General features: G+C 66.6%; 15 protein-coding genes. 7 read left to right on the top strand and 8 right to left on the bottom strand.

The window, feature by feature from the left end; all coding sequences use genetic code 11:
- Positions 1-11: 11 nt before the first annotated feature.
- Positions 12-947: a helix-turn-helix domain-containing protein gene (locus U1R88_RS13020; protein WP_322431600.1), complete on the bottom strand. Its 936-nt coding sequence runs from the start codon at positions 945-947 to the stop codon at positions 12-14.
- Between the two features lie 84 nt (positions 948-1,031).
- On the opposite strand from U1R88_RS13020, the gene U1R88_RS13015 reads away from it, so the two are divergent.
- The 6 genes from U1R88_RS13015 to U1R88_RS12990 all read left to right on the top strand — a co-directional run bounded on the left by U1R88_RS13015 (position 1,032) and on the right by U1R88_RS12990 (position 9,406).
- Positions 1,032-2,315, top strand: a complete 1,284-nt coding sequence (locus tag U1R88_RS13015) for an ABC transporter substrate-binding protein (RefSeq protein ID WP_322431599.1) — start codon at positions 1,032-1,034, stop codon at positions 2,313-2,315.
- 123 nt (positions 2,316-2,438) lie between these two features.
- Positions 2,439-3,299 carry a carbohydrate ABC transporter permease gene (locus tag U1R88_RS13010; RefSeq protein ID WP_322431598.1) on the top strand — a complete coding sequence of 287 codons (861 nt, stop codon included), beginning with the start codon at positions 2,439-2,441 and terminating at the stop codon, positions 3,297-3,299.
- Positions 3,296-4,129, top strand: a complete 834-nt coding sequence (locus U1R88_RS13005; protein WP_068292889.1) for a carbohydrate ABC transporter permease — start codon at positions 3,296-3,298, stop codon at positions 4,127-4,129. Before U1R88_RS13010 ends, U1R88_RS13005 begins: the two co-directional genes overlap by 4 nt.
- A gap of 26 nt (positions 4,130-4,155) precedes the next feature.
- Positions 4,156-5,244 carry an ABC transporter ATP-binding protein gene (locus U1R88_RS13000; RefSeq protein WP_322431597.1) on the top strand — a complete coding sequence of 363 codons (1,089 nt, stop codon included), beginning with the start codon at positions 4,156-4,158 and terminating at the stop codon, positions 5,242-5,244.
- A 39-nt stretch (positions 5,245-5,283) separates the two neighbouring features.
- On the top strand, positions 5,284-7,293 hold the full coding sequence (locus U1R88_RS12995; protein WP_322431596.1) for an aldo/keto reductase: 2,010 nt from the start codon (positions 5,284-5,286) through the stop codon (positions 7,291-7,293).
- A 394-nt stretch (positions 7,294-7,687) separates the two neighbouring features.
- Positions 7,688-9,406 (top strand): VanW family protein, encoded by a 1,719-nt coding sequence (locus tag U1R88_RS12990; RefSeq protein WP_322431595.1) that lies wholly within the window; start codon positions 7,688-7,690, stop codon positions 9,404-9,406.
- A gap of 19 nt (positions 9,407-9,425) precedes the next feature.
- Here the strand turns inward: U1R88_RS12990 and kdgT are convergent, their stop codons facing one another.
- The 4 genes from kdgT to U1R88_RS12970 all read right to left on the bottom strand — a co-directional run bounded on the left by kdgT (position 9,426) and on the right by U1R88_RS12970 (position 13,187).
- Positions 9,426-10,424, bottom strand: a complete 999-nt coding sequence (gene kdgT / locus U1R88_RS12985) for a 2-keto-3-deoxygluconate transporter (RefSeq protein ID WP_322431594.1) — start codon at positions 10,422-10,424, stop codon at positions 9,426-9,428.
- 164 nt (positions 10,425-10,588) lie between these two features.
- Positions 10,589-11,374 (bottom strand): 2-dehydro-3-deoxy-D-gluconate 5-dehydrogenase KduD, encoded by a 786-nt coding sequence (kduD, locus tag U1R88_RS12980; RefSeq protein WP_425545420.1) that lies wholly within the window; start codon positions 11,372-11,374, stop codon positions 10,589-10,591.
- Positions 11,371-12,216: a 5-dehydro-4-deoxy-D-glucuronate isomerase gene (gene kduI / locus U1R88_RS12975; RefSeq protein WP_322431593.1), complete on the bottom strand. Its 846-nt coding sequence runs from the start codon at positions 12,214-12,216 to the stop codon at positions 11,371-11,373. Before kduI ends, kduD begins: the two co-directional genes overlap by 4 nt.
- Positions 12,217-12,425: 209 nt before the next feature.
- Positions 12,426-13,187, bottom strand: coding sequence for a GntR family transcriptional regulator (locus U1R88_RS12970; RefSeq protein ID WP_322431592.1), 762 nt, complete (start codon positions 13,185-13,187; stop codon positions 12,426-12,428).
- A 190-nt stretch (positions 13,188-13,377) separates the two neighbouring features.
- On the opposite strand from U1R88_RS12970, the gene U1R88_RS12965 reads away from it, so the two are divergent.
- Positions 13,378-14,412: an alpha/beta hydrolase family protein gene (locus U1R88_RS12965; protein ID WP_322431591.1), complete on the top strand. Its 1,035-nt coding sequence runs from the start codon at positions 13,378-13,380 to the stop codon at positions 14,410-14,412.
- Positions 14,413-14,422: 10 nt separating this feature from the next.
- Here the strand turns inward: U1R88_RS12965 and U1R88_RS12960 are convergent, their stop codons facing one another.
- The 3 genes from U1R88_RS12960 to acs all read right to left on the bottom strand — a co-directional run bounded on the left by U1R88_RS12960 (position 14,423) and on the right by acs (position 19,033).
- Positions 14,423-16,219: a chloride channel protein gene (locus tag U1R88_RS12960; protein WP_322431590.1), complete on the bottom strand. Its 1,797-nt coding sequence runs from the start codon at positions 16,217-16,219 to the stop codon at positions 14,423-14,425.
- A gap of 127 nt (positions 16,220-16,346) precedes the next feature.
- Entirely contained in the window at positions 16,347-17,003 is a 657-nt protein-coding gene (locus U1R88_RS12955; protein WP_322431589.1) for a DUF4241 domain-containing protein, read from the bottom strand.
- An 83-nt stretch (positions 17,004-17,086) separates the two neighbouring features.
- A complete protein-coding gene (acs, locus tag U1R88_RS12950) occupies positions 17,087-19,033 on the bottom strand; it encodes an acetate--CoA ligase (RefSeq protein WP_322431588.1) in 1,947 nt (648 codons plus the stop codon).
- Positions 19,034-19,221 lie beyond the last annotated feature (188 nt).

Raw genomic sequence — 19,221 nt, 5'->3', positions numbered from 1 at the left:
GGCGGGAAGCGTCACGCCTGAGGCACCGCTCCCGGTTCGACGGGAGCGAGTATGGGGCGCTCGCCCTGTCCGCTGCGCCGGAAATCGGAGGGCGACATGCCTGCGATCCTGCGGAAGCTCTTGTTGAAGCCCGAGAGGGAGCCGAAGCCCGACTCCATCGCCACGCGCAGGATGTTGCCGTCACCGCTGATCAGGCGCGCCTGCGCATAGGACAGGCGCAGCAGGCTGACATAGTCGTTCAGCGTCATGCCCGTGCATTTCTTGAACAGGCTCATGGCATATTTGGGATGGAGGCCGGCGGCCGCCGCGATGTCGGCGCTGTCGATGTCGTCGAGGAAATTGTCGGCGATGAAATCGCACAGGTTGCGCACATGGCGCAGGGCCTGCGGATCGGCGGTACTGGCCTGGCCGGCATGGGCATCGAGGCTGGGCAACAGGGCATAGGGCTCGAAGCGCACCCGTTCCAGCCGCAGCAGCAATTCGCTCACCGCATGCTGGGCGCGCACCATGTCGCCCGAGCGGGTATAGCCGTTCCAGCGCGCGAAATTGGCGCCATCCGACGAGTCGGTCTCGCGGATGAGTAGGGTCGCGCCGGCCATCAGCCGGGCCGGCACCTCTTCGGGCAGCCTCAGCCGGAAGAAATGCACCAGCGGCAGATGCGCCCCGGCATAGATGGCATCGTCGGAGGCATCGTCCATCTGGTGCGGCAGGCCGCCCCAGAACAGCACCATGTCGCCCGCCGCCAGCCTGAGCTCGTAGCCGGCCATGCGGTAATGCACCCAGCCCTGGACGATGAAGTTCACCTCGACCTGGGCGTGCCAATGGGGCGAGAGCATGACGCGCGGCGTATTGTGGAAGGTCTGCAGTACGGTCGGCAGGTTTTCGACGCTGTTGGCCGTCGGCTGATAATAGGAGCGTTCCTGCATCTTACTTTCAGGCAAGTCCATCTTCCCTTTATCGCAGACAGACCGAGCTGCCTGCCTAAAGTAGCTTCCCGCCGCACAAGAGCAAATGAAAAGGGGAGGAATGGAATGCGCAAGACGATCGGCTGCGCCGCGCTGGCAGTTGCCGCGGGCCTTCATGCGTCGACGGCCTTGGCCCAATCGGGGGAAATCCGGGTCTGGAGCTGGGACATCGCCGCCGCCTCGCTGAAAGCCAATATCGAAGGCTTCAACAAGCAATTCCCCAATGTGAAGGTCACGGTGGAGGATCTCGGCAACGCCCAGGTCTTCTCCAAGACCCAGGCCGGCTGTGCCGCCGGCGGAGCGGGCCTGCCCGACGTCGTCTCGATCGAGAACTACAAGGCGGAGAGTTATTGGAACCAGTTCCCCGACTGCTTCGCCGATCTCAAGCCGCTCGGCTACACGGCGGAGGTGGCCGGCAAGTTCGCCGATTTCAAGCGGGCGGAACTCGAAAAGGGCGATGCCGCCTATGCCATGCCCTGGGATTCGGGCCCGGTCGTGATGTATTACCGGCGTGACTTCTACGAGAAGGCCGGCGTCGATCCGGCCAGCATCAAGACCTGGGATGATTTCATCGCCGTCGGCAAGAAGATCGCCGCTGCCAATCCCGGCGTGACCATGAGCGCCACCGATCTCGACGGTGACGGCACCACCGAATGGTTCCGCATGGTCGGCAACGAGCAGGGGTGCAATTATTTCGCCCCGGACGCCAGCGCCGTCACGGTCAATGCGCCCGCCTGCATCGCCGTCTACGACAAGCTCAAGCAGCTCAAGGACGCCGGCACCATCATCTCGGCCGGCTGGGCCGACAAGATCCAGGCCCTCAAGGCCGGCAAGGTCGCGACCATCATGTTCGGCGGCTGGTATGAGGGCACGATCCGCACCAACGCGCCCGAGCTCGCCGGCAAATGGGGGGTCTATCGCATGCCCAGCCTGACGGCGGATGGTCCGCGCGCCGCCAATATCGGCGGCTCGTCGCTGGCCATCCCCGCCAGTTCGAAGAACAAGGAAGCGGCCTTCGCCTTCGTCAAATACGCCCTTTCCACCGATGAGGGCCAGGTCACCATGCTCAAGGCCTATGGCCTGGTGCCGTCGCTGAATTCGGCACTGGAAGATCCCTATGTGAAGCAGGGCCAGCCCTATTGGGGCAACCAGGCGATCTGGACCGACATCCTCGCCACCCTGCCCAAGATCAAGTCCACCCACGGCACCGCCTTCCTCAACGATGCCGAAGCGGCCCTGAAGACCGTGCAGACCAAGTTCCTGGGCGGCGGCTACCCCGATGCCAAGGCCGCGCTGGATGATGCCGCCAACCAGATCTCGTCGGCCTCGGGGCTGCCGGTGGCGCAGTAGGGCGCCTTTGCGGTGACCTCACCGCGAAAAGTGCGACTTCCCTCCCCAGCTTCGTGGGGGAGGCATTCCGCGCCCTATTCCGTTCCGCCCCGGTCTTCAGCCCCTCCCCCCGCGGAGCCCTCCATGCAACGGCACAATCGCGCGGCCTATGGCTTCCTCGCGCCCTATCTGGCGATCTTCCTCGCCTTCTGGATCTGGCCGATCATCTCTTCCTTCGTCATATCCCTGCATCAGACGCGGGTGTCGCCCTGGCAATTCAGGCCGGTGGCCAATTGGGGGCGGCTGATCTCCGATCCCGCCTTCTTCAACGCCCTGAAGAATACGCTGATCATCCTGGTCATCCAGGTGCCGGTGATGATCGGCCTCGCCACCGTGATCGCCGTCTTCCTCAATTCGCCTTTGCTCAAGGCCAAGGGCCTGTTCCGCTTCGCCTTCTTCGCCCCCGTCGTGGTGGGCGAGGTTGCCTATTCGGCGGTATTCCGCCTGATGTTCGCCCAGGATTTCGGCGTGGTGAACAAGCTGCTCGCCTCCGCCGGCCTGCCCGCCATCGACTGGCTCTCCAACCCGACGGCCGCGCTGGCGCTGGTGATGATCGCCCTGACCTGGCGCTGGACCGGCTACAACGCCATCATCATTCTCGCCGGCCTGCAGGCCATCCCCGGCGACGTCTATGAGGCAGCCACGCTCGATCGCGTCTCCAAGATGCGCCAGTTCTTTTTCATCACCCTGCCGCTCCTGAAGCCGGTGATCACCTTCAGCGTGATCCTTTCGATCTCCGGCACCATGCAACTCTTTACCGAGCCTTATCTGATCACCAATCATGGCGGTCCGGGCGGGGCGACCGAGACCCTCGGCCTGTTGCTCTACCGCCAGGCCTTTCTCTCCGGCAATGTCGGCTACGCCTCCGCCATCGCCTACACCATTGCCGGCCTGGCGATGATCGTCTCGCTCATCCAGCTGCGCCTGTCGAGGGAAGCGAAATGACGAGGTCCGGTCGCCAAAAGTTCAACGCCGTCATCCTGCACGCCCTCATCGTGCCGATGTCGCTCGTCTGGCTGTTTCCGCTGTGGATGATGGGCGTGTTCGCCACCATGCCCGACTACGGCATCTATGCGCCGGACCTCTCCTTCTGGTTCGGCACCAATTTCCTCGACAACCTCGCCAACCTGCAGCGCACCACCAACTTCCTGCATGCCATGACCGTCTCGGTCATCGTCGGGCTCGCCTATACCGTGCTCTCGGCCGGGTTGACGGCCATGGCCGGCTGGGCGCTGGCGCGCTATCGCTTCTTCGGTCGGGGCGTGGTGCTCGCCATCATCCTCGGCACGATCTCCCTGCCCTTCTTCGTGGTCATCATCCCGCAATTCATCCTGGTGGCGCGCGACCTCGGCATGGCCAATAGCTGGTTCGGCCTGATCGTGCCGCCCCTGTTCAATTCGTTGGGCGTGCTGTTCATGCGCCAGGCCTTCACCATGATGCCGGCGGAACTCTTCGACGCCGCCCGGGTGGAAGGGGTGAGGGAATGGCGCATCTTCCTGTTCGTGGCGCTGCCGCTGGCGCGCCCGACCCTGGCGGCGCTGTGCATCATCCTCTTCCTGACCAGCTGGAACAATTATCTGTGGCCGCTCCTGATCGCCGGCGACAAGGCGATGTTCACCGCGCCCGTGGCGCTGGGCAGTCTGATCGGCATCTCCAATGTGAGCTGGGGCGGCATCATGGCCGGGGCCGTGCTGCTGACCGCCCCGATGCTGGCCGTCTTCCTCCTCCTGCAGCGCCACTTCATCGCCGGTATCGCAGCCGGCGCCGTCAAGTAATCTCAAGAAAGCGAGACAAGAGCGACATGGCAGGCCTCACGCTCCGTTCCGTCGTCAAGCGCTTCGGCAGTTTCGAGATCATCCACGGCGTCGACCTCGATATCGCCGACGGCGAATTCGTGGTCTTCGTCGGGCCATCGGGCTGTGGCAAATCCACCTTGCTGCGCATGATCGCCGGACTCGAGGACATCTCGGGCGGGCAGATCAGCATCGGCGGCCAGGTGGTCAACGAGGTCGAGCCCGCCGATCGCGGCATCGCCATGGTGTTCCAGTCCTACGCCCTCTATCCGCACATGACGGTGGAACGGAACCTCTCTTTCGGCCTCAGGATGAACGGCACCCCCAAGGCCGATACCGACCGGCGGGTGACGCGCGCCGCCGAAATCCTGCGCATCACCGATCTCATGCAGCGCCGGCCCAAGCAGCTCTCGGGCGGCCAGCGCCAGCGCGTGGCGATCGGCCGGGCGATCGTGCGCGACCCCAAGGTGTTCCTGTTCGACGAGCCCTTGTCCAACCTCGACGCCGAATTGCGGGTGCAGATGCGGGTTGAGATCGCCAGGCTCCATCGGGAGCTCGGCGTGACCATGATCTACGTCACCCACGACCAGACCGAGGCGATGACCCTCGCCGACAAGATCGTCGTACTGCGCGGCGGCAATGTCGAACAGGTCGGGCGCCCGCTCGAACTCTACGAGGACCCCGCCAACCGCTTCGTCGCCGGCTTCATGGGCAGCCCCAAGATGAACTTCCTGGCCGGACGCGTCGTCACGGCGGACAAGGGAAGCGTGACGGTCGAACTGGTCAACCAGAAAGGCGCGCGCCTTGCGGTGCCGCTCGCCGGCCCGGCGCCGGCATCAGGCAGCGAGGTCACCATCGGCATCCGTCCCGAACACTTCCTGCCCGCGGGCAGCGGCGACGCCGATCTCGCCGTCGAGGTCGACATGGCCGAGCATCTGGGTGCCACGTCCTATATCTACGCCGGCACGGCCTCCGCCGAACCGCTGATCATCCAGCGCGACGATTCCCGCCAATGGGCCGAGGAACGCCAGCTCACCGTCGCCATCCCCCGCCACCGCGCTCTGCTGTTCGCCAAGGACGGCCAGCGCCTGCGCTGAGCGCAGTACTTTTTTCCTGAAGCCTTTGGAAAGACTGATATGACCGAGAAAGACAAGATCCGTTGGGGCATCATCGGCCCCGGCGCCATCGCCAAGGCCTTCGTCGCCGGCCTCGGCGATTCCGAAAGCGGCGTCCTCGCGGCGATCGGCACCCGCGATCCCGACAGGCCGGGCCTTGCCGAAGCCTTCCCCGGCGCCCGCATCCACCGGGGCTATGAGGCCCTGCTGGCCGATCCCACAATCGATGCCGTCTATATCGCCGTGCCCCATCCCGGCCACGCACAATGGGCGATCAAGGCGGCCGAAGCCGGCAAGCATGCGCTGGTGGAAAAGCCCCTGGGGCTGACGGCTTTCGAGGCCGACGCCATGATGCACGCCGCCCGCAAGGCCGGAACCTTCCTGGGCGAGGCCTTCATGTATCGCCAGCACCCGCAGACCCTGAAGCTGGTGGAACTGATCCGGTCGGGCGTGATCGGCGAAGTCAGGCTGATCCGCTCCAGCTTCGGTTTCGCCATGCCGGAGTTCAAGCCGGAGCACCGGCTCTATGCCAATGATCTGGCGGGTGGCGGCATCCTCGATGTCGGCGGCTATCCCGTTTCGATGGCGCGGCTGATCGCCGGCGCCGCCTCGGGCAAGGATTTCCTCGAGCCCGACAGTGTTTCCGGCGCCGGTCACCTCGGCCTGTCCGGTGTCGACGAATGGGCCTCGGCCCTGCTGCACTTCCCAGGCGGCATCCTGGCGGAGCTCTCCTGCTCGATCTCGCTGAAGCAGGATAATGTGCTGCGCATCCTCGGCACCGAGGGCCGCATCGAGGTGCAGGATTTCTGGTTCGCCGGCGGCGTGCAGGGCGGCACCGGCGAGATCCGCATCGTCAGGCCCGACGGCACGGCGGAGACGGTGCAGGTCGAGGAGACACGGCATCTCTATGCCTTCGAGGCCGACGCCGCCGGCAAGGCCATTCGCGAAGGCCGCCGGGAATTCGCCTGGCCGGGCATGAACTGGGCCGACAGCCTGGGCAATCTGCGCGTGCTCGACAAATGGCGCCAGGCGATCGGGCTCGAATACGGCATCGAGAAGCCTGAACGGCGCACCTTGACGCTCAAGGGCGCGCCGCTCAGGCCCGGCAGCGGGCCGATCCCCCGGCGTACCATTCCCGGCCTCACGCCGGCCGCCTCCACCGTGGCGCTCGGCTTCGAGGACTTCCGCACCTTCTCCAGCGCCGCCATCCTGCTCGATGCTTTCTTCGAGAAGGGCGGCAATCTGTTCGACACCGCCTTCGTCTATGGCGCCGGCATCACCGAAAAACTGTTCGGCGACTGGCAGACCTCGCGGGGCGTGCGCAACGAGAGCGTGGTGATCGGCAAGGGCGCGCATACCCCGCTCTGCCGTCCCGAATTCATCGGCCAGCAGCTCACCCAGTCGCTCGAACGGCTGAGGACCGACCATATCGACGTCTATTTCATGCATCGCGACAATCTCGACGTGCCGGTCGGCGAGTTCGTCGATGCCATGGATGCCGAGGTCAAGGCAGGCCGCATCCGCGGCCCGTTCGGCGGCTCGAACTGGACGCGCGAGCGCTTCGACGAGGCGGTCGCCTATGCCGATCGGACAGGCAAGCAAAGACCTGGGGCGCTCTCCAACAATTTCGCCCTTGCCGAGATGCAGGACGTGATCTGGGCGGGCTGCGTCTCGGCATCGGACGACGACTGGAAGGCCTGGCTCGCGGCGCGGCAGGTCCCCAATTTCGCCTGGTCGAGCCAGGGGCGCGGCTTCTTCACCGACAGGGCCGGGCGGGACAAGCAGGACGACAAGGAGCTCGTCCGGGTCTGGTATTCCGAGCGCAATTTCGCGCGCCGGGACCGGGCGGTCGAACTGGCCCGCCGGCTCGGCAAGCGGCCGATCCATGTCGCACTCGCCTATGTCCTGTCGCAGCCCTTCCCCTCCATACCGCTGATCGGGCCGCGCACGCTGGGCGAGCTCGACGACAGCCTGGAGGCCTTCGACATCGCCCTGACGCCGGAAGAGGTCGCCTGGCTCGATCGGGGGTAGAGGCCGCGATAGCAGCTTATGAGGAAGGGCGCGACAAACCTCCTCCCCTTGCGGGTGTCGAATTCACAAATCTCGACCGAGACAAATAAGGCTCGGGAATCCCTCCCCGGTTTCGGGGAGGGTGGGCCGGTAAAGCCGGCTCGGGTGGGGTAGAGTGGTGCGATCTCGCCCTTTACTGGCCTGCTGGAGCCACCCTCCCCCTTCCGTCATTTCTACGAAATGACGCCTTCCCCGAAGGCGGGCAAGGATTCTCGGCGCCATGTACTGGCAGTACCCGGATGTGTGAACCGGATATCCCCTGCGGGACAAGACTTGCTTCGTGCAAGCGCGCACGGAGAACCCAGCAGGACCCGATAAGGTCTCGGCAAGTTTTCAGCCGAGCCAGGATCCCGCCATGGTCGCCCTCCCCCAACGCAGCGTGCCTAGCTATGCCGACAACCTCGCCTTCGAGGCCAAGGCGATGGCCTTGCGGGGCCTGCGTTTCCTGCGCGAGAAATTCACAGCCGCCCCCGTGACCCGCCATGGCCGCTCGGCCCGGCTGGCCGCCGCGCCCGTGCTCGGCCGGGCCGGCTCGCCCCTATGGACCAGTCTCGCCGGGACCAGGGACCGCGAGCTCACCGCCGGCAAGGTGCAGAATCTGCGCATGGCCTTGAAGGGCCTCGACGGTGTCGAAGTGCCGGCCGGCGCCGTGCTCAGCTTCTGGAAGCAGGTCGGCCGGGCCAGCCGGGCCCGGGGCTACGTGCCCGGCCGCGAGCTGCGCGAAGGCTGCCTGATCGCCAGCGTGGGCGGCGGCCTGTGCCAGCTTTCCAACGCCCTCTACGAGGCCGCCCTCGCCGCCGGGCTGGAGATCGTCGAACGCCATGCCCATAGCCGCGTGGTGCCCGGTTCGCGCGCCCAGCTCGGCCGCGACGCCACCGTGTTCTGGAACTATGTCGACTTCCGCATCCGCAGCCCCCACGCCTTCCGCATCGAAGCCTCGATGAGCCGGGACAGGCTGGAGATCGTCCTGCGCGGCCATGGCCGCGCCAATGCCACCGACCTGCCGGTGGAAGCGCCGCCTGCCGGGCCGTCAGTCCATGATTGCACGCAATGCGGCCAGCAAGATTGCCATCGCAACGATCCCGAACGCGCCCTGCGCGCCGGCGTGCCGACGGCCTGGCTCGTCGATGCCTGCTGGCCGGAATTCGCCACCCTGCTCGAGCAGAGGGCCGGCAGCGAAGATGCCATTTTTCTACCCTCCCGCCGCCTGGGCGCCGCGCGCTATGGCTGGCCGTCAGGCATGGCCGGCAGCGAGACCACGGCGACCATCGCCACGCTACGACGCTCGCTCGCATTGCGAGGCGCCAAGGGTGGCAGCCTGCAGGCGAAGGCCCTCCAGGGCGATGCCCGGCTCGCCGCCGCCTATGCCGCGAAACTGTCGCACCGGCATACGCATCTCATGGTGTCACAGAACCTGCTGCCGCATCTGTGGCTATCGGGCGCCCTGCAGGGCCGCAGCTTCGAAGTGCTGATGGAGCGCCTGCCGCTCGCCGTGCTGCAGGCAAAGCTCGATGCCGCTGCCGCGCGCCATCCCGAAAGCTCCACTCTGGCGGATTTCCGCGCGCCGGAGGCGATCGTCGCGGCCGAAAGCGCCGCCCTGGCTGCCGCCGACCGGCTGCTGAGCCCGCATGCGGAGATCGCCACCCTCGACCCTGGCAGAACCCATCTGCTCGACTGGTCCCCCGCCGGGCAGCTCCCGGCGGCAAAGAGCGGCCGCACCCTGCTGTTTCCCGCCTCGGCCCTCGGCCGCAAGGGCGCCTATGCCTTGCGCGAGGCGCTCTACCGCCTGCCCGTCGAGCTCGCCGTGAAGGGGCATGCGCGCGAGAGCCTCGGCTTCTGGGGCAACATGCCCGTCCGCCTGCTGGCGCCGGGCGAGATGCCCGCCACCCTTGCCGGCGTGGTGCTGCCGGCCGTCGTCGAGCACCAGCCGCGCCAGCTCCTCGCCGCCCTGGCGGCCGGCCTGCCCGTGATCGCCACGCCGGCCTGCGGACTTTCTCCGCGACCAGGTCTCACCTTGGTACCGGAGGACGATCCGGCTGTGCTGCGCTCGGCCATCGAGGCGCTGCTCGGCTGAGGCGGAGCGGGAAGCCGGGCTAGATCGGCTCGACGCCGTGCCGGGGCACGCCGTCGGGTTGTGGTGCCGGCACCCTGCCCATCCGCTTTGCCCACAGCGCCGTCAGGATCGGCACCAGGATCGCCGTCACCAGGCAGGCCGTGGCCACCAGGGCCGTTGCCGCCGGCACCACCGGCTTGAAGCTCGGAATCATCTCCCCGATCAGTGTCGGGTTGGCGATCGCCGCTCCCGCCGTGCTGGACGCCGCCAGCCCGGCCGTGCCGTTGCCGCCGCCGATGAACCTGTCGGCCAGTATCAGGGGAATGCCGGTGACCACGATCACGCCGAGGCCGAGTAGCACGCCGGCAAGGCCGCTCTGCGCGATGACCTTGAGATCGATGCCGTTGCCGAGGGCGAACCCGAAGAACGGGATCAGCGGATGCACGCAGCGCCCGAACAGCTCGCGCAGGTCGCGGTCGAGATTGCCGAGGGCGAAGCCGATCAGGAAGGGCAGCACGGCGCCGACGAACAGGCGCGGCTCGAACACGGCCACGCCGGAGGCGCCGAGGATGAGCATGCTGACCAGAGGGCCTGATTCGACTGACATCAGCACGAAGGCGCCGGCCTCCTCCTTGGTACCGTATTGCTGCATCACTGCGGCGTAGAGGCCGCCATTGGTCATGTCCATCGAGGCGGTGATCGCCAGCACCGACAGGCCCGCGAACAGGCCGGAGGTGATGCCGCCATCGGGAATGAACCGCGCCGCGACCATGGTGGCGACCCAGGCCACGATGATCTTGGTGACCAGGAGCGTGCCGGATTTGCGCAGCACCACGCCGGTCGCCCTGAGATCGATGGTGGCGCCCATGCAGAAGAACCAGACGGCGAGGATCGGCACGGTGCCGGTGATCAGGCCGTTGGTGAACGAACCCAGATAGCTGCCGGCTCCCGGCGAAAAGGTCTTGCACAGGGCGCCGAGCAGCAGCGGCACCAGCATCAGCCCGCCGGGAATCTTATCGATGACCTTCAATATCTTCATGGACTGCCTCCCAGATTGTAGATTTCTTGTGTGGTCAATCCCTTCTCCCCTTGCGGGAGAAGGTGCTCCGAAGGGGCGGATGAGGGGAGAAACGCAACCTTTGCAAAAGCGGACGCTGACACCCCTCATCCGTCATTGCTGCGCAATGCCACCTTCTCGGCTCGTCAGCGCGCCAGCCAGCCGCCATCCACCGGAATGGTGATGCCGTGGACATAGGCGGAGGCGTCCGAGGCCAGGAACACGGCCGCGCCGCCGAGATCGGCGGGCGCGCCCCAGCGCCCGGCCGGGATACGCCCCAGGATCTGGCCATTGCGCTCGGCATCGGCGCGCAGCGCCGCGGTGTTGTTGGTCGCCATATAGCCGGGGGCGATGGCGTTGACATTGATGCCCCTGGCGGCCCATTCGCAGGCGAGCAGCTTGGTCAGCCCCATCAGCCCGCTCTTGGCCGAGGTGTAGGAGGCGACGCGGATGCCGCCCTGGAAGGACAGCATCGAGGCGATGTTGATGATCTTGCCGCCGCGTCCGCCCGCAAGCATGGCGCGTGCGGCCGCCTGGGCCAGGAAGAAGGCCGATTTGAGGTTCACGTCGACGACCGCGTCCCAGTCCTCCTCGGTGAAGTCGAGGGCATCGGCGCGGCGGATGATGCCGGCATTGTTGACCAGGATGTTGAGCGCGCCGAAGCGGTCGAGCGCCGACTGGACGATCGCAGGCAGAGGCGCCGTGGTGGAAAGATCAGCGGTCACGGGCAGGAAGGCGCCGCCCTGCGCCTCGATCGCCGCGCGGGTTTCGTCGGCGGGGCCGCGATCGACCCCGACGATGCTGGCGCCGGCCTGCGACAAGGCGATAGCGATGGCCTGCCCGAGCCCCGTGCGCGATCCCGTCACCATCGCGACCTTACCGGTGAGATCGAAGGGATTGGCGGCAATCCGGTTCATGGTTGCGCTGCTCATCGCAGGTCCGCCGTCGCGACCATGTCCATGTCGGCATAGTCCTGGTTGTCGCCGGCCATGGCCCAGATGAAGGTATAGGCGCCGGTGCCGACGCCGGAATGGATCGACCAGGGCGGCGAGATCACCGCATCGCCCTCGCCCACCACCAGGTGGCGGGTCTCCTGCGGCTCGCCCATGAAGTGGAAGACGCGCGCCTCGGGCGCGAGATCGAAATAGAGGTAGACCTCGTTGCGCCGGTCATGGGTGTGGCAGGGCATGGTGTTCCACACCGAGCCCGGCGCCAGCGTGGTCATGCCGAAGACGAGTTGGCAGGATTCGACTGCGCCCGGGATCAGCATCTGGTGAATGCTGCGCTCATTCGCGGTACTCTTGTCGCCGAGCTGCAGGATCCGCCCGACCGAGGCGTCGATCCGGCGCGTCGGATAGCTGCGATGGGCGGGCGCCGAGAGAAGGTAGAAGCGCGGCGGCGCGGCGGCGTCCCTGGCTTCGAACACCACCTCGCCGGCGCCCATGCCGACATAGAGGGCTTCGCGCGTGCCGATGTCATGGGCCTCGCCGTCGACGCGCACGATCCCCGGACCGCCTATATTGATGATGCCGAGCTCGCGCCGGGCCAGGAAGCTCGACTGCCCGACCTCCTTCGGCGTCTGCAAGACAAGGGGCTCGTCAACAGGGCAGGCACCGCCGATGATCATGCGCTCGACATGGGAATAGACCAGCTTGATGCGGCCGGCGGCGAACAGATCGGGGATCAGGAACTCGCGGCGCAGACCCTGCGTATCCAGGCCCTTGACGGTTTCGGGGTGGCTGGCGTGGCGAATTTCGAGGGTTTGATAGGACATAGGGGCTTTCTGATTGTCGGGATCGCTGGGATGAGCCGCTCAAGAACCGTTCGCGAATAGGTGAATCGAGGATTGGCATCCCCGGCGGGGTCGAAGACCCCGAGAAGGGGATCCAGGGGCTGCAGGACACAACTTATGGCTCCTGGATCCCCTTCCCACGGCCTTCGGCCGTGCCGGGGACGACAGAGCGCTGATGTACGAACAGCTCCTCACCGGAACAGCAGCGTCTCGAAGGCGGCGGAGATGCCGGCGGCATCCCCTGAGAAATAGTCCGGGTTGTGATCGCGGATGGAGGCCAGGCTCCGCCGCAGCCCGTCGAGATGATGGTCCATGGCAAGCCCCGCCTTCTCGGCATCATGGGCCTCGATGGCATCGACGATGGCGCCGTGCTCCTCGACGACGCGCAGCATGCGTCCGGCTTCCGGCAGGGTCAGCCGGCGATAGCGGTCGAGCTGGGTCTTGACCTGCTGCACCATCTCCCAGGCGCCAGGCCGGCCTGCTGCCATGGCGAGGGCGGCGTGAAACGCTTCGTCCGCCTCGTGAAAGCCATTGGTGTCGCCGGACCCGAGGCTCTCACGCTGACGCTCGATGAGGCCGCGCAGCAGAGTGACGCTGCTGCCCCGAGCCTGATGGGCGGCGGCGCGCGCCGTGGCGTGCTCGACGGCCGAGCGCACGAAGATCGCATCCGGCAGGATGGCGGCGGGAATGCGGGCCACGCGCGTGGCCGACCGCGCTGCGATCTCGACCAGCCCCTCGTCGGCCAGGCGCAGCAGCGCCTCGCGGACCGGCGTGCGGCTGACGGCATGCGCCGTCGCGACCTCAGCCTCGGCGATCTTCTCGCCAGGCAATCTGATCATGGAGACGATCTCGTCCCGCAATGCCCGATGCACGGTTGCTGCCGTCGTCAGGCCCGGTTGAGCCGCAAGCGGCCGCCCGCCGGTGCGATCCTGGAAATGGCCAAAGGCGCTCATCACTCTCACCATATCTGATATATCAGATATCCTAGCTATTCTCGTATGCGACGTCAATGGCCCGGGATGACCGCACCGAGACAGGGCGGTCTCCCATCGTCTTCCGGTACGACCTCAAACACGTTCCAGGTCGCTGGATCAGGCCGTTGAGCCGCAGGAAGGCGGCGTCAACCCATCCCTGGAGCGTTTCATGCGCCGTTTCTCTTTCCTCCTCGTCCTTGCCGTCTGCCTGGCAGGCCATGCTGCCCTGGCCGGCGAGCCGATCGCCACCAAGGTGTTCAACATCCCCGATCCGGGCGGCGAGCGCCCGCTGCAGGCGCGTCTGTGGTATCCGACCGCCGCCTCCGGCCCCGTGACGACGGTGGGCGGCCGGGACGGGATCTTTCCCGGCATCCAGGTCGTGGAGAACGCACCGCCCGCGAGCGGCAGCCATCCGCTCGTCCTGCTGTCACATGGCTTCGGCGGCAGTTGGCGGAACCTGAACTGGCTGGCGGGAGAACTCGCCGGGCACGGCTATGTCGTGGCGGCACCGGACCATCCCGGCACGACCACCTCCGACCGCCGGCCCGAACAAGCCGTCCGCCTGTGGGAACGCCCGCATGATCTCAGCCGGGTTCTCGATGCCCTCAACGCCGATCCCGGCTTGGCCGGCCCCATCGAGGCGGGCCGCATCGCCGCCATCGGCCATTCTCTCGGCGGCTGGACCGTGATGGCTCTCGCCGGCGGTCGCTACGACGTCAGCCGCCTTTCCGCCGCCTGCGCACCGCATTGCGAGGCCTTCACGGCTCTCGGGCTGCGCGACGGCAAGGCCGATCCCGTCAAACTGGGCGCCGATCTCAGCGATGCCAGGATCGGAACCGTGGTTTCCCTGGACCTCGGACCTGCGCTCGGCTTCACGCCGCAAAGCCTGGCGGGTGTCCGGATACCCGTGCTGGTCCTGGCGGCAGGCACCGAGGTTCCCGGCATCGTCGCCTTGCGGCAGGATTCCGAGTTCGTTGCCAAAAGCCTGCCGCAGGCGGCCACGCGCTATCTGCCCATCCCTGACGCCACACATTTCAGCTTCATGCAGCTCTGCCTGCCGGAAGCGTCGGCTGCCATCGAGAAGATCGCCCCGGGCGAGAGTTTCGTCTGCCGGGACGGTGGCACCCGCGACCGCTCGGCCCTGCACCGCCAGATCGCCGACGAGATCCTCGCCTTCCTGGCCCGGGTCCAGCCCTCGCGTTAATGGAAACCCGCTAGACCCCGCCTGCCAGATCGCGGCGGGCGCGGTCCGCCGCCTCGGCATAGCGGCGCAAGGCATGGGCTTCCGAGAGGAGGCCGATGACATGGCCGGCCTCGTTGACCACCGCCAGCGCTTCGGCCTCGCAGCCCTCCATGCGCTCGGTCGCTTCCTTGAGCGTCATGCCCGCCGTCAGCACCACGTCACGATAGAGCGCCAATTCCCCGATGGGATTGGCGCCGTCCTGGATCTCGGAGCTGACCTGGTAGGCATCGGCGACCCGGATCAGCCCGGCATAGCGGTTGGTCAGGGTGTCGACGGCGACGATGTAATGGGTGGCACCGAGCGGATTGGCGTTGCGGAAGACCACCAGGGAAGCGTCCTTGTCGACGGTCGGCGCCGGCTTGCGCATCACGCGGCCGACGGTGAGATCACGGGCCCAGCCGATGTCGTGGGCGCTGCGAATCGCCTCACCGCGCAGATGGAAGCGCCAGGTGGCGAAGGAGTAGCCGAAGGTCTCGCGCACGGTGATGCTGGCGATGATCACCGCCAGCAGCACGGCGGCGGTGAGCTGGAAATCGCCTGTCATCTCCAGCACCAGGAAGCTCATGGTCAGCGGGCCGCCCATCACGGACGCGGCCAGCGCCGCCATGCCGGTCAGCGCCGCCGCGTGAGGCGTCAGCCCCGTATCCAGGGAGAAGAGATGGATGCCACCCAGATAGAATTGGCCGACCAGGGCGCCGAGGAAGAGCGAGGCGAAGAACAGGCCTCCGCGAAAGCCCGAACCGAGCGAGATGGAGGAGGCGAGCCCCTTCAACAGGATCAGGCCGCCCAGCATCAGCATCGGCAGCTCGCCGCCGGCGAGCATCTTCACCAGCGCACCATGCCCCGACGACAGCACCTGCGGCGTGATCAAGGCAAGTCCACCGACCATCAGGCCGCCCAGTCCGGGCATCAGCCAGATCGGCAGGGGCAGGCGACGGAAGCCCTTCTCGGTCATGGCGACGCCCAGCATCACCAGGATGGCGACGGCGGCGCTGAACAGGCCGAGGCCGACCAGGGCCACGAAGGACGAGGCCTGCGGCTTGTAACCGACATCGATGACGAAGGCGTAGGAATCGATCCCGAGCAGATGGGTGACGATGGTGCCGGCGATGGCCGCTGCTGCCACGGGGGCCAGATGCGAAACGGCATAAGTGCCGATGATGATCTCGAAGGCGTAGAAGGCGCCGGTCAGCGGCGCGCTGAAGGCACCGGCGATGGCACCGGCCGAACCGCACCCCACCAGCAGGCGCAGATCCGCGCGGCGCAGGTGAAAACCGAGCCCCAGCCGCGAGGCGATGCCCGAGCCGATCTGCGAATAGGCGGCCTCGAGCCCGACGGAGGCGCCGAAGGCATTGGAGATCCAGGTCTGTACAACCACGATGACGCTGCCGGTGAGCGAGAGGCGCCCACCATGCAGGGCATTGGCTTCGATCGGATCGACCGGGCGGGCCGAGCGGCCCCGCGCCAGCATCAGGTTGACCAGGCCAAGCAGGATGCCGCCGACAGCCGGCATCGACACCGCCAGGATCACCGGCAGGCCGAGGGTTCCGCTCAGCCGCTCTTCCGATTGCAGGCCGAAGAAGAGCTCATGTGCGAGCTGCGCGGTGGCCGCGACGGCGTAGACCGCCACGCCGGCCAGCGCGCCCACCACGGCCGCGAGCGCGACCATGCCGCTCTCGCTGCGCCGCACCAGCAGGCGCATCCAGCCAGGGATGATCCGGTCGAAGGCGAGGTTGAGAGCCTGGCGGGAAAAACGCTGATGGAACATGGCAAGCTAGCCCGCCTCTGGTGGAGGCAGGAATAAGGGGAAGGCCGATCCATCCTGTTTAGACACTTGTTGTGAAAGGCAAAAGTCCGCAAGCGACGAAAATTGGCGCGATCGGGGATGCCAGGCATTATTCTCGCCGGTCCGGGGCGTCATCCACCACGCGCAGATCGGTCAGCAGCATGGCCACGCTGCCGTCGGCCGCCAGGCCGAACCAGGACGGATAGGCTCCATCGCCCCAGCCGCTCGAAAACAGCACCATGGCATGGGCACCTCGGGAGACCGGCAGGGCGAAGGGTAGCCCGTGCTCCTTGCCATAGCTCTCGCCCTGCCGGATCCAGTCGTCATCGAGAGCCTGCATCTGCTCGGCGGGCAGGGCGGCAATCTCCGCGCCGGCAGCAGGGTCGAGGAAGGCGCCGGTGCCCGCATCGACCGGAAAGCCGTAATATTCGTCCTTGCCCAGCTTGGCCGGGTCCTGCCCCGGCACCAAAGCCTGTTCCCAGGTCACCACCGGCGCCTGCGAGAATTCGACGCGCGCAAAGGCGATGCGATCGTCGAAACGCTGCGAACGCATGATCGCGATGCGTACGGGAAAGCGCCCCTTCGGCACGGTACGAATGAAGGGCTTGGCCTCGATGAAGACGAAGGGATCGCAGGCCACGATCTGGCCGCTGGACACCGTGACCTCACCGAGGACGCGGCTGTCGAACGGCACCGATGTCCCCTCGACCGTGCCGCTCGCGCCAGGCTTGAAGGCCGCCTCGAAGCGGGCGGCATCCGGGAGCAACGGCCCCTCCTCCGCCCGCGCCGGCGCGATCATGCCCACGCTGCAAGCGAGCGCGACAAGAAGCGCCCGCCTCAACACCAGCGTCAGCCCTTGGGCTTGTTCTGGCGGTTGGCGATCAGATCCTCCACCACGGTCGGATCGGCCAAAGTGGAGATGTCGCCGAGCGAACCGAAATCGTCCTCGGCGATCTTGCGCAGGATGCGGCGCATGATCTTGCCGGAGCGGGTCTTGGGCAGGCCGGGCGCGAACTGCACGAGATCGGGCGAGGCGATCGGGCCGATCTCACGGCGTACCCAGCCGACCAGTTCCTTGCGCAGGGTCTCGTCGCCACTGGTGCCCGCCATCAGGGTGACATAGGCATAGATGCCCTGGCCCTTGAGGTCGTGGGGATAGCCGACCACCGCCGCTTCAGACACCAGTTCATGCGCCACCAGCGCGCTCTCGACCTCGGCCGTGCCCATGCGATGACCGGAAACGTTGATGACGTCGTCGACGCGGCCGGTGATCCAGTAATAGCCGTCCTCGTCGCGGCGGCAGCCGTCGCCGGTGAAATATTTGCCCTTATAGGCCGCGAAATAGGTGTCGAAGAAGCGCTGGTGATCGCCATAGACGGTGCGCATCTGGCCCGGCCAGGAATCGGCGATGACGAGATTGCCCTCGCAGGCTCCCTCCAGCACCTTGCCCTCGGCGTCGACGATCTCGGGGCGCACGCCGAAGAAGGGCCGCGTGGCCGAGCCCGGCTTGAGCTTGGTGGCGCCGGGCAGCGGCGAGATCAGGATGCCGCCGGTCTCGGTCTGCCACCAGGTGTCGACGATCGGGCAGCGATGGTCGCCCACCACGCGGTGATACCATTCCCAGGCTTCCGGATTGATCGGCTCGCCCACGGAGCCGAGCAGGCGCAGCGAAGCGCGCGAGGTCTTCTTCACCGGCTCCTCGCCGGCCCCCATCAAAGCACGGATCGCGGTGGGTGCGGTGTAGAAGATGGTGACCTGGTGCTTGTCGATCACTTCCCAGAAGCGCGACATGGACGGATAGTTCGGCACACCCTCGAACATCAGCGTCGTGGCGCCGTTACAAAGCGGGCCGTAGACGATATAGGAATGGCCGGTGACCCAGCCCACATCGGCGGTGCACCAGTAGACATCGCCCTCGCGGTAGTCGAAGACGTATTGGTGCGTCATCGCGGCATAGACGAGGTAGCCGGCGGTGGTGTGCAGCACACCCTTCGGCTTGCCGGTGGAACCGGAGGTGTAGAGGATGAACAGCGGATCCTCCGCGGCCATCTCCTCGCAGGGGCACTCGTCGGAGACATTGGCTGCGAGATCCGCATAGAAGTGATCACGGCCGGTGACCATCGGCACCGGGGCGCCAGTGCGCTTGACCACCACCACCGAGGAGACGCCGCCGACCTTGGCCAGGGCCGCGTCGACATTGGCCTTGAGCGGCACGCGCTTGCCGCCGCGCAGGCCCTCGTCGGCAGTGATGACCACGGTGGAGCCGCAATCGGTGATGCGGCCGGCGAGGGAATCGGGCGAGAAGCCGCCAAACACGATGGAATGGACGGCACCGATGCGGGCGCAGGCCAGCATGGCGAAAGCCGCCTCGGGGATCATCGGCAGGTAGATGGTAACGCGATCGCCCTTCTTGACGCCCTCGCCCTTGAGCACGTTGGCGAAGCGCTGCACTTCGCCGGCGAGTTCGCGATAGGAGATGTGCCGGCTCTCGGCGGGATCGTCGCCTTCCCAGATGATGGCGGTGCGGTCGCCATGCTCGGCGACATGGCGGTCGACGCAGTTCCAGGCGACGTTGGTGGTGCCGTCCTCATACCAGCGGATCGAGACATCAGGCTCGAAACGGGTGTTCTTGACCCTGGTATAGGGCTCGAACCAACCGATCCGCTTGCCGTGCTCTCCCCAGAAGGCCTCGGGATCGCTGACGGAGGCTTCGTACATCGCCTGGTAGCGCGCATTGTCGACATACGCTTCCTCGGCCCATTCGCGCGGAACGTCGTAGATCTTGGCCTCAGACATGCCTTCCTCCCATCGGCCGGGGTCGTGCCCCGGCCTTGCAACCCGCGCCGGCTTCGGAACCGGCGTTTCCTCTGGAGCAAAGCGCGTCTTCGCGAAAACGCCCTTTCACTCCAGCTCTTTGTTTTCAAGCCAATCCGATGGATTGGCTTGGGCGTCTTTGCAACTCCCGGCGATTCCCGAAAAAATCA

It is taken from the genome of Labrys sedimenti, from assembly GCF_034424805.1.
Lineage (GTDB): Bacteria > Pseudomonadota > Alphaproteobacteria > Rhizobiales > Labraceae > Labrys > Labrys sedimenti.
This window is presented reverse-complemented; position numbering and strand designations above follow the sequence as displayed.

What these genes read in the sequence shown, in the direction of transcription:
- U1R88_RS12960 (WP_322431590.1), bottom strand. Translation starts at nt 16,219, where the DNA reads ATGTTCCATCAGCGTTTTTCCCGCCAGGCTCTCAACCTCGCCTTCGAC.
- kduD (WP_425545420.1), bottom strand. Translation starts at nt 11,374, where the DNA reads ATGAGCAGCGCAACCATGAACCGGATTGCCGCCAATCCCTTCGATCTC.
- U1R88_RS12965 (WP_322431591.1), top strand. Translation starts at nt 13,378, where the DNA reads ATGCGCCGTTTCTCTTTCCTCCTCGTCCTTGCCGTCTGCCTGGCAGGC.
- kduI (WP_322431593.1), bottom strand. Translation starts at nt 12,216, where the DNA reads ATGTCCTATCAAACCCTCGAAATTCGCCACGCCAGCCACCCCGAAACC.
- U1R88_RS13015 (WP_322431599.1), top strand. Translation starts at nt 1,032, where the DNA reads ATGCGCAAGACGATCGGCTGCGCCGCGCTGGCAGTTGCCGCGGGCCTT.
- U1R88_RS12995 (WP_322431596.1), top strand. Translation starts at nt 5,284, where the DNA reads ATGACCGAGAAAGACAAGATCCGTTGGGGCATCATCGGCCCCGGCGCC.
- U1R88_RS13010 (WP_322431598.1), top strand. Translation starts at nt 2,439, where the DNA reads ATGCAACGGCACAATCGCGCGGCCTATGGCTTCCTCGCGCCCTATCTG.
- U1R88_RS12990 (WP_322431595.1), top strand. Translation starts at nt 7,688, where the DNA reads ATGGTCGCCCTCCCCCAACGCAGCGTGCCTAGCTATGCCGACAACCTC.
- U1R88_RS13000 (WP_322431597.1), top strand. Translation starts at nt 4,156, where the DNA reads ATGGCAGGCCTCACGCTCCGTTCCGTCGTCAAGCGCTTCGGCAGTTTC.
- U1R88_RS13020 (WP_322431600.1), bottom strand. Translation starts at nt 947, where the DNA reads ATGGACTTGCCTGAAAGTAAGATGCAGGAACGCTCCTATTATCAGCCG.
- U1R88_RS12970 (WP_322431592.1), bottom strand. Translation starts at nt 13,187, where the DNA reads ATGAGCGCCTTTGGCCATTTCCAGGATCGCACCGGCGGGCGGCCGCTT.
- kdgT (WP_322431594.1), bottom strand. Translation starts at nt 10,424, where the DNA reads ATGAAGATATTGAAGGTCATCGATAAGATTCCCGGCGGGCTGATGCTG.
- acs (WP_322431588.1), bottom strand. Translation starts at nt 19,033, where the DNA reads ATGTCTGAGGCCAAGATCTACGACGTTCCGCGCGAATGGGCCGAGGAA.
- U1R88_RS13005 (WP_068292889.1), top strand. Translation starts at nt 3,296, where the DNA reads ATGACGAGGTCCGGTCGCCAAAAGTTCAACGCCGTCATCCTGCACGCC.